Below are 15,357 nucleotides of genomic sequence, written 5' to 3'. Positions count from 1 at the left end.
TAGCTCAGTTTTGGTTTTTACAAATTACAGTGTAAATGATAAAAATACTGAAAATGTCTCTGCAGAACGTTTGAGGAATATTTCTAAATTGCTCGCTCCATTGGTTTGAGACGGAGTTGAAGTTGAATATATAAATTGGCCTAAAAAACCAAAGTCAAAAGCAGCTGAAAAGTACTATTTCAATACACTGGGAATCAGCATACAGCCCAAATGCATCGAAACTCAGTCGTGCGGTGGTGGCAATATGCGGTGATAGGCGGCTTGATGATGCGCATTTTTATTTTTCGATAGTGAAAGAATTCGGTTTTTGTGGAAATATCCCTCATACCAGCGACCCTTGAAGGATAGGTTCAGCAACTTCCTCTCTTAAAGGAACCGAGAAAGAGCATCGCCGTCTGAGAATTCCGCTAGCTGGGCATGATCTCTGCACTGAACGACGACAATAGAAGGCGCTGCCGTCGGCTCCCTTCTGTTCGCTTCGTCTACCGTGCCCACCACCCCCCAACAAGGTTTCATCCTGACCCGCCATTGGCGGGACACGGCTGCGGGCACGGAGATTGAGTACTGGTTGGCGACGGAGGCCGGCCCATTGAAAGTGCTGCTGACGCGGCAGATGTCGGTGGCTTTTGTGGAGGCGCGGCACCGGGTGGTGGTGCAGACGCAGTTGCTGGCGATGCCGGATATGGATCTGCGCGAGCTGGCCCTCAAGAGTTTTCAGCAGGAGCCGGTGCTGGGGGTGTATGCCAAGCACTACCGGCAGCTGGGCAAACTCACGCGTGGGTTGAAGCAGCTTGATGTGCCGCTACTGGAAGCCGATGTGCGGCCTCATGAGCGCTATTTGATGGAGCGCTTTATAACGGCGGGCGTCCAGATAGAAGGTGGGCAGGCGGTGGATGGAGCGCTGGTGGACTGCCGGCTGTTGCCCGCGCCTGCCTACCGGCCTGCGCTCAAAGTCGTGTCGCTTGATATCGAAACCAGCCAGCACCAGGATCTGTACTCGATTGCGCTGGATGGCGTGGGTGAGCGGGTGGTGTTCATGCTGGGCGATGCACCGGCGCCAACGGCACAGGCAAAACAAACAGAACAAACAGAAGACTCAGAACCAACCAGCGACTTCCGGCTGATCTATTGCGCCAGCCGCAAGGCGATGATCGAGCAGCTCAACGCCTGGTTTGCGCGCCATGACCCGGATGTCATCGTTGGCTGGAATGTCATTCAGTTCGACCTGCGGGTGCTGCAAAAGACGGCGGATGACTGTGCCACCCCGCTGCTGCTGGGGCGTGAGGGCCGGCCCATTGCCTGGCGGGCACACCCGGGCAAGCAAGACTACTGGTTCGCGCCGATGCCGGGGCGCGCGGTCATCGATGGCATCGAGGCCTTGCGGGCGGCGGTCTGGAGCTTTCCGTCGTTCAGCCTGGAGAACGTGGCTCAGGCCTTGCTGGGCGAGGGCAAGGACATTGGCGACGAGTACGACAAGATGGCCGAGATCGAGCGCCGCTACCAGGAGGACAAGCCGGCGCTGGCTACCTACAACATCCGCGATTGCGAGCTGGTGCTGCGCATTTTTGACAAGGCCCAGCTGCTGCAGTTTGCGATGGAGCGGGCGCATGCCACCGGCCTGCAGCTGGACCAGTTTGGCGGCTCGATTGCTGCATTCAGCCACCACTACCTGCCGCGCATGCACCGCCAGGGTTATGTGGCACCCAATGTGGGCGATGTGCGGGGCAAGTCCTCACCCGGCGGCTATGTGCTGGATTCGCGGCCCGGCTTTTATGACTCGGTGGTGGTGCTCGATTACAAAAGTCTCTACCCCTCGATCATCCGCACCTACCTGGTCGACCCGGTAGGCCTGGCCGAAGGCCTGCATGGCAGTGATACCGCATCGCTGATTCGCGGGCCGATGGACACGCGCTTCTCGCGCGACAAGCACTGCCTGCCCGAGATCGTCACCACGCTCTGGCGCGCGCGCGATGAGGCCAAGCGCAGCAAGAACGAGCCGCTGTCGCAGGCACTCAAGTTAGTGATGAACTCCTTTGCCGGGGTGCTGGGTGCGACGGAATGCCGCTTCTTCAACCCGGCGCTGATCTCGTCGATCACCTTGCGCGGCCATGAGATGGTCAAGCGCACCAAGGCGTTGGTGCAGCAGCGCGGCTACGAGGTCATCTACGGGGATACGGATTCGATCTTTATCTGGCTGGGCCGTGCCCACAGCAACCAGGAAGCGCATGCGGTCGCCACATCGCTGGTCAAGGACATCAATGCCTGGTGGACGCAAGGCCTGCGCCAGGAACAGAACCTGGAGAGCTTTCTCGAAATTGAGTTCGACACGCACTACAAGAAGTTCTTCATGCCCACCATTCGGGGCTCGGATGTGGGCAGCAAAAAGCGCTATGCGGGCCTGAGTGTGGATGCCGATGGGCAAGAGGCCATGGTCTACCGGGGGCTGGAGATGGCGCGCAGCGACTGGACGCCGTTGGCGCGCCAGTTCCAGGAAGGGCTGCTGTCGCGCGTCTTCCAGGGCGAGCCCTACCGCGACTTTGTGATCGACTATGCGCAGGCCACCTTGGCCGGCAAAAAGGACGACCAGCTGATCTACCGCAAGCGCCTGCGCCACCGGCTGGATGCCTATGTGGCCAACCTGCCGCCGCAGGTGCGCGCCGCCCGCATGGCCGATGACTACAACGCGCGCCTGGGCCGCCCGCTGCAGTACCAACGTGGTGGTTGGATCCGCTATGTGATGGGTAAGAACGGGCCGGAGCCCTTGGAGGTGCGCCAGTCGCCCATCGACTACGAGCACTACCTGAGCAAGCAACTGCAGCCGATTGCCGATGCCATCTTGCAGCCGCTGGGTGAGGATTTCAACAGCCTGACCTCCATGCAGCAGGAGCTGTTTTAGCGCGCCGCTGGGCCTGCTGCGGATGTGCTCAGGTGGCGGCAGGGCAGAGCAGGGCGTACCTGCGCTGCACCTGCTCAGCCGCTAATCCGCTAACCCGCTCAGCCCTTGTCGCCTGACTGCGCCTGGAACTGCACATGCAGCTCGTCCACCATCTTGCGCAAGGCGCGGCCAATGGCAGCGTACTGGTACTCGTTCAGGTTGGCCAAAGACGCGCGGCCCGATGGCCGGTCAGAGCCAAAGCCCCGGCCCGGCAGCAGCACAATGCCGGTCTCGTCGGCAATGCGGAACAGCATGTCGCCGGTAGAGGATTGCTGCACCGCCCAGTCCGAGAACTCCTGGCCATAGAGCCGGCAGGTCACGCTCTGCAGATCGATCAGGCTGTAGTAGTTGACGGAGTTGGGGTTGTGCAGCGGCGGCATGCCCAGCTCGCGGTACAGGGTGGCTTCGCGGCGGCGGATCAGCTGCTTGAGCGCCTGCTTGTAGGCATCGGCTTCGTCCATCAACGCAAACAACGAGAACAGCACCATCTGCACCTGCTGCGGGGTCGACAAGCCGGCGGTGTGGTTCAGCGCCACCACGCGGCTGTCAGCCACCAGCCGGTCGATGAACTTGAGCGATCGCACATCGGGCAATAGCGAGCGGTAGCGCTCGTCCAGCACCTGCTTGGCGCTTTCTGGCAACTGTGCCAGCGCCTTGTCAAAGATGTTCTCCTTGTGCGCGGCAATCACGCCCAGGCGCCAGCCGGTGGCGCCAAAGTACTTGGAGAACGAATAGACCAGCAAGGTGTTGTGCGGGCAGACCGAGAACAGCGACTGGAAGTCATCGGCAAAGGTGCCGTAGACATCGTCGGTCAGCACCATCAGATCCGGCCGGTGGTCGGCAATGATGGTCTTGATGCGGTCCAGGCTGCGCTGGTCCATCTTGACCGAGGGCGGATTGCTGGGGTTGACGCAGAAGAAGATCTTGACGGCCGGGTCGCGCAGCTTGTCCAGCTCGGCGTCGGAGTACTGCCAGCCATTGTCCGGATCGGCATGGATGGGTACCTCCTCCAGCGCGTACTGGGCCAGCTCGGGGATCTCGATATACGGCGTGAACACCGGCATGCCGATGGCGACCTTGTCCCCCGCCTTGAGCAGGCCGCTGATGCGCAGGCTCTCAAAGATATAGGCCATCGCGGCCGTGCCACCTTCCACCGCAAACAGGTCCACCGACTCCACCGGCACCGCGCCGCCGGCCATCTCGCGCACGATGTACTGGCGCACGATCTGCTCGCTCACGCTCAGCATGCGCGGCGGCACCGGGTAGTTGCAGCCCAGGATGCCGTCCACCATTTCATGCAGAAAGGCCGCAGGGTCCAGGCCCAGTTGGTCGCGCACATAGCTGAGTGACTTGCCCAGAAAGCGCACGCCTTCTTGGTCGCGGTGCTCGGCCGTATAGCGCTCAAACCGGCTCTCGATGCCCTCGATATTGGCCAGGCCACCGACGCCTGCCGTCATGTACGAATACGACAGCTCAGACTCTGCCGCCGCAAACAGCCCCAGGCGGAAGAAGGCGCGGCGCGGCGTGGTGGCCAGAAAGTTGGGGTTGCCGCGCCCGGCGTTGAGCATCAGCCGATTGGCCTTGCCCGATGCCACCTTGATCAATTCATCTTTAAGCTCAAACGGGCTCAAATGGGCCAGACGCTGGTAGTCCTGAGACATGGTGCAACTCCTTGCAGTCGTTGATAAACGCGTTAAACGAGATAAACGAGATAAACGGGAAGAGGGGAGGCGGCGCTGTGCCGCCGCTATGCGAATGGGGTCAGCCAGAACAGAAGCGCGGCTCAGGCAAAGGCGATGACCAGCGGGCCGAGCAGGGTCAGAAACACATTGGCCAGCGCATAGGTGATCGCAAACGGCACCGTGGGGATGGCGTTGCCGGCCTTGTCCAGCACCTCGCCAAAGGCCGGGTTGGCACTGCGCGCGCCCGACAGCGCGCCGGCAAAAATGGCGACGTTCTCATAGCGCAGGACATACTTGCCAAACAGCATCGCAATCAGCAGCGGCACGATGGTCACCACCACGCCCATCAAGAACAGGCTCAGGCCTTGCTCCATCACCGTGCTCACCGCCTGCTGGCCCGATTGCAGGCCGACCATGGCCACAAAACCAGCAAGGCCCAGGTCGCGCAGCAGGGCAGAGGCAGCAGTGGGCATATTGCCCAGGGTGTGCTTGCGGCTGCGCCACCAGCCAAACAGCAGGCCTGCCAACAGGGCGCCACCGCCGCTGCCCAGGGTGATGGGGATGGAGCCGATGCGCACCACCAGCAGCCCAATCAGCAGCCCGACGGTGATGCCCAGGCCGTGGAAGACAAAGTCTGTCTTGTCGCTGGGGATGAGAATGGGCCCCACCGACTGCGCAGCATTTTGCACATCCTGGGGCGTGCCAAACAGGGTCACCACATCGCCGGGCACGATCAGGGTGGCGGGTGTAATCGGCAAGGGCGCGCCCGAGCGCGTCAGCGCCACGGCATAAACGCCGTGCTTGAACTCAGGTGTCAGGCTATCCAGGATGTCCTTGACGCTGCGCTTGAGGTACTGCGGGTTGGTGATGGACACATCCCGGCGCACCATGACCACATCCATGTCTTCAGCGCTTTGAAGCTCATCACCGATACTGGCACCCAGGGCCACCACCGCTGCACGCCGGCCCACCAGCAGCACGATGTCGCCGGCCTCCAGCACCAGCTGCGGGTCCACACCCACCAGCGCATTCTTGCGGCGGATGCGCTCAATGGTGGCCGGGCCTTGCTGCGCACTGGCCTCCAGCTCGGCCACGGTCCGGCCCGATTGCTTGACCTTGAAAATGCGCCCCACCAGATCAGGCGCCGCAGGCGATTCGCCCGCGCCATAGACATGCACGCCCTTGAGCATCTCCTGCTCGGCCTGGATGGCATCGTCATGGATCTTGCGGCCGGTCAGCCACTGCAGCACATTCACGCACAGCAAGATGGCGCCGAAGGAGCCAAAGATATAGGTCACCGCATAGCCGATGGCCACATTGGCCTGCATGCGCTGCACCTCGTCGGCCGCCAGGCCCAGTTTCTCGATGGCCGAGCCTGCCGTACCGATGATGGCCGACTGCGTCATGCCGCCAGCGGCCAAGCCCGCTGCCAGGCCCTTGTCCAGGTTGAACACCCGCGCCAACACCACGACGGTCACCAGGCCGGAGATGGCGACCACCGCCGCCATCAAGATCTCTTTGATGGACTGCCGCCCCAAGGAGCGAAAGAACTGCGGCCCACTCTCAAAGCCCACGGCATAGATGAACAGCGCAAACAGCACCGCCTTGATGCCCGAATCGATCTGCACCCCCACCTGGCTGATCAGCACCGCCGCCAACAGCGAGCCTGCCACACCCCCCAACTGGAACGAGCCAAAACGCAGCTTGCCGACCCCATAGCCAAGTGCCAGCGATGCAAACAGCGCTATCTCGGGCGCCTGGTGCAAGATACCTTTGAGCCAATCCATAAGAGCCTTTCAGGTCAAAAGAAGGGCTGCTCCACCGGCTAAATTCAAGGTCGCCCGGCGTACAGCTTGTTAGGAATTGTTTGCAATGGGGTGCTGCCACGTTAACCGAGTGCGCAGAAATCTGCATGTAGGACAAGACTGACGAAGCCGCAAGATGGGGCGGCGCTTGTCGCAGATCAGAAGCTGAATGGTTTCAAGGATCTAGGGCTTGAAGCAGCGGCATGGGATGGCATGGGCCCATGCTTGCGCTGTGCAAGACGGCTAGTGAGCGAACACCCGCATGTAGGCGATGCACGCCCGGGTTGGACCGCAGGCTGCAGGTGTCAGTTCTGATTTCTGGTGCGTAGATATGTTGCGGATCTGATGTGTTCTTGCCACACACTAGTCCACGTTTATAGATGTGGTGGATGGGTTTTATCGAGAAAGGTTTTGGATGTGCGGATGAAGCCCAAGACACGCGCATCTTTGCCAGGCGCAACGACCACAGACCAGCGGGGCAGCGCGTTTTGAGGTGGGAGAGGGAGAGGCAGAGACTGGCCAGATGGTGCCTGGCCAGTCTCCGTTAGCTAGCGCTTAAGCGGCAGCCACTTGCGCCTGCTTGCCGGCACCACGGTAGCGCTCCAGCCAGTGAGCGTAAGGGGCAGGCAGCACCCAGTCTGGCCGGGCCGCTTTGAGCTGCTGAGCCAGGGTGTAGGGGTAGTGCGGGTTGGCCAGCATCGAGCGGCCCATCATCACCAAGGCCATCTGGCCCTCGGCCACCACGCGCTCGGCCAGCTCGGGGTCGTCAATGCCCCAGCTCGATGCGACGGGCAGGCCAGCCTCGCGGCTGACACGGGCGGCAATCGGGGCCAGGAAGGCGGGCTCGCCCCATGGGATCTGCACGCCGGGGATGACAAAGTTCACGCTGACGTTGAGGAGATCCAGACCGCCTTCGCGCATGCGGCGCACCAGCTCAATGGATTCAGCCAGAGTCTCCTCATCGCGGCCATCGTATTCAATGACGCCAAAGCGGGCGGTCAGCGGCAGGTTCTCGGGCCAGACTTCGCGCACGGCGGCCAGCGTCTCCAGCGCAAAGCGGGCGCGGTTGTCAAAGCTGCCGCCATAGGCATCCTGGCGCTGGTTGGAGTGGGCCGAGAAAAAGCTCTGCGCCAGGTAGCCATGGGCAAAGTGCAGCTCCAGCCATTTGAAGCCTGCAGCCAGCGCGCGGCGGGCGGCGGCGACAAAGTCGGCCTTCACGCGTTCGATGTCGGCCAAGGTCATCTCGCGGGGCACGCGGCCCAGGTCGCCACCAAAGGCGATGGCCGAAGGCGCAATGGTTTGCCAGGCGCGCGGGTCGCTCTCGGGGATATGGTCGTCGCCTTCCCAAGGGCTGTTGGCACTGGCCTTGCGGCCGGCGTGCGCAATCTGGATGCCGGGCACGGCGCCTGCGGCCTCGATACCCGCAGCAATGCGCGCCAGGCCGGGCACATGGGCGTCATCCCAGAGGCCCAGGCAGGATGGGCTGATACGGCCGTCGGCCGACACGCCTGTGGCCTCAACAATCACCAAGCCCGCGCCGCCCCGGGCGATAGACGGGTAATGCACCTGGTGCCAGTCATTGGTGAAGCCATCGGTGGCGCTGTACTGGCACATCGGGGGCACGGCAATGCGGTTGCGCAGGGTGACATCTTTGAGGGTAAAGGGGGTAAACAGGGCTGACATGGGAATGCTTGGAGTGAGGAAAAAAAGGGATGGAACGGCCGCCGAACCCGCTGCCTGCAGATCGTTTTAAACACCTGCAACGCCGGTGGTCGTTAGCCCGAACAGGGGCTGCTTCGGCCGTCCATCGCCTGCAATTGAGGCGCTACAGCTATAAATCAAATGCTGGTTTTTTATGGCGGCCATATGTCTGGCTGATATCAGGCGTGCCCCTTGCATGTATCGCAAAACAGATGGCTATGGCCGGTCTTGTCACGATGCTGTCAAATTCAGGCCTTAGGGTGACGGCCTAGCATTTTGTTACCTGTCCCCCCCATTTATGCACCGTCTATTCTTGCCGACTGCCACGCTGGCGCTTGTCGCAACCGCCGCTTCTCCCGTCTATGCCCAAACCACCACCGCTTCACTGGTCGTGGAGTTCGTGGCCATCCTGGCCCCAGGTGCTGCTGCAGCCGTGCCCGTGCCATTGGGCCCGCTGGCGGTGTTGTTGAGCGTGCTGGCCATTGGCTTGGTGCTGCTGCTGGGCAAGCGCAAAGGCGCAGGCCATTGGTTGAGCCTGCCCGTGCTGGCGATGCTTGCCGTGGTGGGCTTCAGCCAGGCAGACAGCACACAGGCCGAAGCAGTGCAGCGCACGCTGGACTTGCAAACCAGCCCGGCAAAAATCAGTCTGGACCGGGACTTTAGCGAGCGTGTATTGGTGCGCAACACCACCCAGCAATCAGTGCGCCTGCAGGGTTTGAGCATCCAGAACGGCAACGCCAGCACGCGTTTGTTTTCCTCCAGCGATAACAGCCAGGTGCCAGCCTGCCGCAACGACCTGAGCTTGGCGGCCGGCCAATCTTGTTCGATTGACGTGGTGGTGTCCGACAACTTCACACGCCAAACGGGCGAGGTGATGGCCGTCCACCTGAAGGACCTGCACCCCACCCAGCCTTCGGTGGGCTACGACCAGATTTACTACCATCTGGCGCGCAAGCAACCGAACATGGCACGCTTTGAGGCTGGATCCACCAATTTCAAAGACCAAACCGAAGCGACCGAACTGAAGCGCGCCAAGGACTACTGTGAAGACACGGGCCGTGGCAGCGCCAGCGACTATGTGGTGGGCGAAGTCTCCTTGATCAAGGCAACAGGTTTCAAATGCACGGTAGTCGATAGCGATGTCAGCCCCGATGGCCTCAAAACCGTGGTGGTTGGCCCCAATGGCCAGCTCTACCTGACCGACGGCCACCACACCTTCACGACCCTGTGGGAATTGGCCGATGGCGGCCCAGACCTGACGGTGTATGTACGCGTCGCAGGCAATTTCAGCGATACGCCAGACCTCACGAGCTTCTGGCAAAAAATGCAGGCCAACAAGTTCGTCTGGCTGTTCGACAAGGCAGGCGCTGCCATCACGCCAGAACAATTGCCTAGCTCTTTGGGCCTGGGCGCCCTGGCGGACGACCCGTATCGCTCCTTGGTCTACCTCACCCGCGATATGGGTTACAGCAACGCCCAGGTGCAGGAGTTTGCCGAGTTCTACTGGGGCCTGTGGCTGCGCGAAGCAGCGTCTGGCCAAGCTGCACTCGATCTGAGCAAATACAACCTGAAGGACCTCAACGCTGCCGAAGTCAATGTCCAAGGCGGCGTTGAACTGGCAGGCGCAGGTAGCACCGTCAGCTACGTCGCCGCTGTACGTGATGCTGCTTTCAAAATGCGCAGCGCCGCACCCGGGACAGAAATTTTCCCTGGCGTGACCAACACGGCCATGGGCCAGCTCACACCAACCACAAGCCCCTTGAAGACGAAGGACTGGAACGACACGCTGGAAAAAGAAGTTTGGCGCAGTGACGCCAAAAAAGCAGGCGATTACCGCAACGGCGGTAAGGCCTGGTATGCCGTAGGCTGGCGTACCTGCCAAGGCGCTCCAGCGCAGCAGCCTGCATGCTGGAACAACTACACCCAGTCGCCGCCCTGGGTAGCGCAATAAGCGTAGCCAGCACCTAAGCCCTTGGAGCGCCGCAACCTTGGGGTTGGGCGCTCATGCGGCAGTCCAGAGGGCCCTTAAGGGGCCCCCTATGCCTGGGTCGCTGCAAACAGCAATTCGCGCAGCCAGCGCTGCGCCGGGTCATGGTGGCTGCGCTCATGCCAGACGGCCAGCTGCCCAAAGCCCGGCACCTCTACCGGCGGCATGCTGACCGATAGCCCCTCCATGCCAGCGACCAGGCGGCTGGGCAGCACGGCGACCATGTCGCTGGAGCGCAGGATATCGGGCAGCACCACAAAGCATTTGAGCGACAAGGTCACATCACGGCGCTGGCCCAGCTTCTCCAGCGCCTCGTCCACCACGCCGTGGAAGCCGCCGCCCTCATACGACACCAGCGCATGGTCCAAAGCGCAGAACTGCTTGACGCTGAGCTTGCGGCGCGCAGCGGCGTGGCCCTCGCGCATCACGCAGACATAGTGCTCCTGGAACAGCTGGCGCGCATGCATGTCCTGGGGCGTGTTCTCGGCCGTCAAAAACGCCAGGTCGATATCGCCGCGCTCCAGCTGGCCCTGCACCAGGCGCGGCTCCAGGGGGCTCAGCGCCACGCGAATGCAGGGCGCTTGGCGCTTCAAGGCCGCAATAAAAGGCACGGCGATGGCGCGCAGCGCATAGTCGGTGGCGGCAATGCGGAAGGTGAGCCGGGCAGTGCTGGGGTCAAACACCGGTGGCTGCAGCAGTGCATCGATCTCGCACAGCATCTGCTTGATCGGCAAGGCCAGATCCAGCGCGCGCTGGGTGGGCACCATGCCGCGCTGGGCGCGTGCAAACAAGGGGTCGGCAAAACTCTCGCGCAGCCGCTGCAGCATGCCACTCATCGCCGGCTGGGTCAGCCCCAGCCTGCCGGCGGCGCGGGTCACGCTGCGCTCATCGAGCAGTGCGTCCAGCGCCTTGAGCAGGTTGAGGTCCATTTTCTTGATATCTCGCATGCTTATCGAAATCTTTGAATAGCTAAATTTGGCTGATATTGTCGGCGCTCAGCCTTGCCTGCGTGGCATTGCGGGTTTGGGCTGAGAACAGGATCGCCGAGGTGCGGATGTCAGAAGGGCCAAATACCACTGGTTACAATGCGATTAATTCCTATTTGCATTGTCTCTGGGCATGCTTGCATGCCCCCAGCCCTATGTCCAGCGCCGAACCCCCTGTGCATTCAGAAGTTGCCACGCTCTATGCCGACCACCATGGCTGGCTGCAGGGATGGTTGCGCCGCAAGCTGGGCGATGTACACCAGGCGGCCGATCTGGCGCAGGACACCTTCATGCGCTTGCTCACGCGCGAGGAGCCGGTGCAGGCGCGCGAACCCCGGGCCTTTTTGACGACAGTGGCCCAGCGTGTGCTGGCCAACCACTACCGCCGCCAGCAGCTGGAACGTGCCTATCTGGAGGCGCTGGCCCAGGTGCCACAGGCCACGGCCATCTCGCCGGAAGAGCGGGCGCTGCTCTTGGAGGCGCTCGACGAGATCGATCGCATGCTCGATGGCCTGCCCCCCTCTGTGCGCCGCGCGTTCTTGATGGCCCAGCTCGATGGCATGAAGCAGACCGAGATTGCGCAGGCGCTCGGCCTGTCGCTCACCACCGTCAAGCGCTACCTGCTGCAGGCGGGCATGCGCTGCTTTTTTGCGGTGGCGCCATGACGGGCCCCGGCGCCTTGGCCGTACCGCCCGAGGTAGCGCGCAGCGCCGTGGAGTGGTGGCTGCAGCAGCAAGAGGGCGCGCTGACGGAAGGCCAGCACCAGGCTTGGCTGGCCTGGCGTGGTGCGGACCCTTTGCATGAAACAGCCTGGCAGCACCTGGCCCGGGTCCACGACAAACTCAGCGCGCTGGCAGCGCCTGGCAGCAGCGGCGCGGCCGAGGTGGCGCGGGCGGCGTTGGCGCCCCGGGGATCGGCGCGCCGCCGCCAGGTGGTGCAGACCTTGGCGCTGCTGGTGTTTGGCGCGGGCATCGTCTGGCAGGCCGAGCAGCAACTGCCTTGGCGGCGTTGGGGTGCCGATGTGCGCACGGCCCGTGCCGAGCGCAAGCGCATGCGCCTGGAAGACGGCACCCAGCTGGTGCTGAACGGCGCGACGGCCTTGAACATCGACTACAGCGCAGGCCTGCGCCGCCTGCAGCTGGTGGAGGGCGAGGTGCTGGTCACCACGGCAGCCGATCCCCAGCAACCGGCGCGCGACTTTGTCGTGCAGACGCGCGATGGCCTGGCGCAGGCGCTGGGCACCCGTTTTTCGCTGCGTAGCCTGGCCGGTGGGGGCAGCCTGGTCAGTGTGTTTGATGGCGCCGTGCGGCTGACCCCAGCCCACAGCGCTGGGGCCGGGACCGTGCTGCAAGCTGGCTTTAGCGCCGTGCTGCAAGCCGCGTCGGTATCGACGCCGCAGGCGGTGTATGAGGAAAGCCTGGCCTGGACGGACGGCATGCTGGTGGCGCGCGGCATGCCGCTGGCCGACATGCTGGCCGCGTTGCAGCCCTATAGCGTGGAGCGCCTGGTCTGTGATCCGGCAGTGGCGGGCCTGCGCATGTCGGGCAGCTACCCGCTGGCCGATGTGGCGCGGGTGCTGGCCACACTCGATGCTCTGCCAGGTTTGCGGGTGCGCAATCTGGTGCGCTGGTGGGGCCAGCGCGAGGTGGTGGTGGAGAAGGCGATCTAGCGATCCAGAACGCGATCAAAAAAATTTCAAAAAATTTCGAGCCAGCCTGGTCTGTTTTTCGTTCTCGCGGGACATGTCAAAGGAAAGCGGCATGGCGCCGTCTTGCACGGCGCTCCTGCCACCCGTCCTCTTTTGTTGGTGATCACCATGGCCAAGTCTTCTGTCCACCCCCTTCCCGCTGCCGGGCTGTCTGCGTTGAGCGCTTCTTCCGCAACCCATGTCTGGGCCTGCCGCAGCCTGGTGCTTGCGCTGGCCTGTGCCGGCATGGCCAGCAGCCATGCCCAGCCAACGGCTGCATCGCAGGCCGTGGGGGCCAGCCGCAGCTACCAGATACCGGCCGGCGCCCTTGAAGATGCGCTGAACCGCTTTGGGCGCGAATCGGGCCTGCTGCTGTCCTTCACGCAAGCGCAGGTCCAGGGCTTGCGCAGTGCGGGCCTGCAGGGCAGCTATGCGCCGGATGAAGCGCTGCAGCGCCTGCTGGCCGGCACCGGCCTGGCCCTGCAGCGCACCGCCGCTGGCGCCTATATCTTGCAAGCCGCACCGCGCCCCGCCGTGGCGCCTGCCAGCGCTGGCCAGGCGAGCGATACCACCCTGCCGGCAGTCACGGTGACCTCGCAGCGCGGCCAGGCACAGCAGAGCTATGCCAGCCCCGGCCCCGTGTCTGCCACCAAGCTGGGCACCAGTCTGATGGAGACGCCACGCAGCATCTCGGTCGTGAGCCAGGCCCAGCTGCAGGCCCAGGCGCCCAAGAGCATCGAGCAGGCGCTGTCCTATACACCCGGCGTGGCCACCGAGGTCACCGGCGCCGATGTGCGCATGACGGGCGCCATCATCCGGGGCTTCAGCGATGGCAGCTCGTACTACAAGGATGGGCTGCGCCAGTTTGCCGCCGGCACCTATGGCTCCTGGAATGACGAGATCGACGAGATAGAGAGCCTGGAGGTCATCAAAGGCCCCGCCTCCATGCTGTTTGGCCAGGGCCGGCCCGGTGGTGTCATCCATGTGCTGTCCAAACGGCCTGAGGCGGACCATGTCAACAGCGTGGGCGCTTCGTACGGGCGCTACCACCGCACCCAGCTCACAGCCGATCTCGGCGGCGCGCTGGATGCGGATGGCAAGCTGCTCTACCGCTTGAACCTCAAGGGCCGTGACAGCGATGGCCGCGCCATCGGATCGCGCGACGACCGCCTGGCCATTGCGCCATCGTTGCAGTGGAATATTTCCAACCAGACCCAGCTGACAGTGCTGGCCAATTACTCGCGCGAGCGCAGCACGCCCAAACCCTGGTGGCCCAGCCTGTTTACCTATCCGCAGATCAAGCAGCTGTCGCCCAAGCTCACGGCAGGCGACCCCGCGTTTGACCGCTTTGACCGCGACACCCGCTCGCTGGGCTATGCGTTCTCGCACCAGACCGACAGCGGCTGGACCTTTGCCCAGAACCTGCGCTACTCCACGATCGACATCGACTACCGCCACATCTACGCGATGGATGTGCTGGCCGATGGCGACAGCGTGACCCGCGCCAACCTGGCCCAGCGCACCAAGGGCAAGACCCTGGCGATGGACAGCCGGGCGCAAAAGGACCTGCGCTGGGGCGATGTGGAGCACCGCATGGCCTGGGGCGTCGATATCACCAAGTACAAGGAGCGCGGCGGCCTGGGCTTTGGCTGGGATGTCCCCAACCTCAGCCTGAGCGCGCCTGTCTATGGCCAGTCGATTGAGGTGCCTGAGCTCGAAGACAGCAACAGCGACCTGCGCCAGACCGGTATCTACACCCTCAACCAGTTCAAACACGGGCCCTGGATTGCCAACCTCAGCCTGCGCCATGATGTGGCCCGCACCACGCAAAGCAGCAGCAGCCAGCCACGCATGCGCGACAACGCCACCACCGGCAGCGTGGGCCTGCTCTACCAGATGGCCAATGGTCTGGCGCCGTATGCCAGCTACGCGAGCTCGTTCGACCCGACCACCGGCCTGGCCTTTGATGGCAGTGCCTTTGCGCCGCGCAAGGGCAAGCAGTACGAGGTCGGCATCAAGTACCAGCCGCCCGGCAGCAAGAGCGTGGTCACCGCCTCGGTGTTTGACCTGCGCCAGACCAATGTGACCACCCAGGACCCAGACCACCCGCGCTTCAGCGTGCAGACCGGCGAGGTGCGCTCGACCGGCTTTGAGCTGGAAGCGCAGATGGCCCTCACGCCAGAAGTGCAGGGCATGCTTGGCTATACCTATCTGGACCCGCGCACCACCCAAAGCAACCGGCCAGCAGAGATCGGCCAGCAAACCCTGCAGACCTCGCGCCACATGGCCAGCCTCTGGCTGGACTACCGCCCGCGCAGCCTGCCGGGCGTGATGGTGGGAGCTGGCCTGCGCTACAAGGGCCGCTCGCCCTATAACCTGGCCTCCAATGGCAGCCTGAACTACAACGACGCGGTGACCGTGGCCGATCTGGCGCTGGCCTATGAAACACCTAAATACCGCGTGGCGCTCAACGTCAACAACCTCTTCAACAAGACCTATTACGCGGGCATCTTCCGCGGCGTAGACCGCGAGGCGACGCTGAGCTTCAAGTACTTCTTCTAAGTACGCGTAGTG

General features: G+C 63.0%; 9 protein-coding genes. 5 read left to right on the top strand and 4 right to left on the bottom strand.

What is annotated here, in order from left to right; all coding sequences use genetic code 11:
* The first annotated feature begins 487 nt into the window (after positions 1 to 487).
* Positions 488 to 2,896, top strand: coding sequence for a DNA polymerase II (locus tag HS961_RS18490; RefSeq protein ID WP_182324498.1), 2,409 nt, complete (start codon positions 488 to 490; stop codon positions 2,894 to 2,896).
* A 98-nt stretch (positions 2,897 to 2,994) separates the two neighbouring features.
* Here HS961_RS18490 and HS961_RS18485 read toward each other — a convergent pair whose 3' ends face one another.
* The 3 genes from HS961_RS18485 to HS961_RS18475 all read right to left on the bottom strand — a co-directional run bounded on the left by HS961_RS18485 (position 2,995) and on the right by HS961_RS18475 (position 8,105).
* The gene (locus HS961_RS18485) at positions 2,995 to 4,596 is read right to left on the bottom strand and encodes a bifunctional aspartate transaminase/aspartate 4-decarboxylase (RefSeq protein WP_182324497.1); all 1,602 of its coding nucleotides are present in this window, start codon (positions 4,594 to 4,596) and stop codon (positions 2,995 to 2,997) included.
* A 122-nt stretch (positions 4,597 to 4,718) separates the two neighbouring features.
* The gene (aspT, locus tag HS961_RS18480; protein WP_182324496.1) at positions 4,719 to 6,404 is read right to left on the bottom strand and encodes an aspartate-alanine antiporter; all 1,686 of its coding nucleotides are present in this window, start codon (positions 6,402 to 6,404) and stop codon (positions 4,719 to 4,721) included.
* A gap of 573 nt (positions 6,405 to 6,977) precedes the next feature.
* Positions 6,978 to 8,105 carry an NADH:flavin oxidoreductase/NADH oxidase gene (locus HS961_RS18475; RefSeq protein WP_182324495.1) on the bottom strand — a complete coding sequence of 376 codons (1,128 nt, stop codon included), beginning with the start codon at positions 8,103 to 8,105 and terminating at the stop codon, positions 6,978 to 6,980.
* A gap of 316 nt (positions 8,106 to 8,421) precedes the next feature.
* Here HS961_RS18475 and HS961_RS18470 point away from each other — a divergent pair, with 316 nt between their 5' ends.
* Positions 8,422 to 10,074, top strand: coding sequence for a ParB-like protein (locus HS961_RS18470; protein ID WP_182324494.1), 1,653 nt, complete (start codon positions 8,422 to 8,424; stop codon positions 10,072 to 10,074).
* An 86-nt stretch (positions 10,075 to 10,160) separates the two neighbouring features.
* On the opposite strand, the gene HS961_RS18465 is transcribed toward HS961_RS18470, so the two are convergent.
* A complete protein-coding gene (locus HS961_RS18465) occupies positions 10,161 to 11,057 on the bottom strand; it encodes a LysR family transcriptional regulator (RefSeq protein ID WP_182324493.1) in 897 nt (298 codons plus the stop codon).
* Between the two features lie 194 nt (positions 11,058 to 11,251).
* On the opposite strand from HS961_RS18465, the gene HS961_RS18460 reads away from it, so the two are divergent.
* From HS961_RS18460 to HS961_RS18450, 3 genes are all read left to right on the top strand, one after another.
* Positions 11,252 to 11,761: a sigma-70 family RNA polymerase sigma factor gene (locus tag HS961_RS18460; protein WP_182324492.1), complete on the top strand. Its 510-nt coding sequence runs from the start codon at positions 11,252 to 11,254 to the stop codon at positions 11,759 to 11,761.
* Positions 11,758 to 12,765: a FecR domain-containing protein gene (locus HS961_RS18455; RefSeq protein WP_182324491.1), complete on the top strand. Its 1,008-nt coding sequence runs from the start codon at positions 11,758 to 11,760 to the stop codon at positions 12,763 to 12,765. The genes HS961_RS18460 and HS961_RS18455 overlap by 4 nt, the downstream gene beginning before the upstream one ends.
* Positions 12,766 to 13,029: 264 nt before the next feature.
* Positions 13,030 to 15,345 (top strand): TonB-dependent siderophore receptor, encoded by a 2,316-nt coding sequence (locus HS961_RS18450; protein WP_182328332.1) that lies wholly within the window; start codon positions 13,030 to 13,032, stop codon positions 15,343 to 15,345.
* The last annotated feature ends 12 nt before the right edge of the window (positions 15,346 to 15,357 follow it).

Source organism: Comamonas piscis (assembly GCF_014109725.1).
Classification (GTDB): Bacteria; Pseudomonadota; Gammaproteobacteria; order Burkholderiales; family Burkholderiaceae_C; genus Comamonas; species Comamonas piscis.
The sequence above is the reverse complement of the archived record's forward strand: the minus strand, read 5'-3'. Positions and strand labels throughout refer to the sequence as shown.

Bases quoted from the DNA above. Each gene is read 5' to 3' on its own strand.
- HS961_RS18485 (WP_182324497.1), bottom strand. From the start codon at position 4,596: ATGTCTCAGGACTACCAGCGTCTGGCCCATTTGAGCCCGTTTGAGCTT.
- aspT (WP_182324496.1), bottom strand. From the start codon at position 6,404: ATGGATTGGCTCAAAGGTATCTTGCACCAGGCGCCCGAGATAGCGCTG.
- HS961_RS18475 (WP_182324495.1), bottom strand. From the start codon at position 8,105: ATGTCAGCCCTGTTTACCCCCTTTACCCTCAAAGATGTCACCCTGCGC.
- HS961_RS18470 (WP_182324494.1), top strand. From the start codon at position 8,422: ATGCACCGTCTATTCTTGCCGACTGCCACGCTGGCGCTTGTCGCAACC.
- HS961_RS18465 (WP_182324493.1), bottom strand. From the start codon at position 11,057: ATGCGAGATATCAAGAAAATGGACCTCAACCTGCTCAAGGCGCTGGAC.
- HS961_RS18460 (WP_182324492.1), top strand. From the start codon at position 11,252: ATGTCCAGCGCCGAACCCCCTGTGCATTCAGAAGTTGCCACGCTCTAT.
- HS961_RS18455 (WP_182324491.1), top strand. From the start codon at position 11,758: ATGACGGGCCCCGGCGCCTTGGCCGTACCGCCCGAGGTAGCGCGCAGC.
- HS961_RS18450 (WP_182328332.1), top strand. From the start codon at position 13,030: ATGGCCAGCAGCCATGCCCAGCCAACGGCTGCATCGCAGGCCGTGGGG.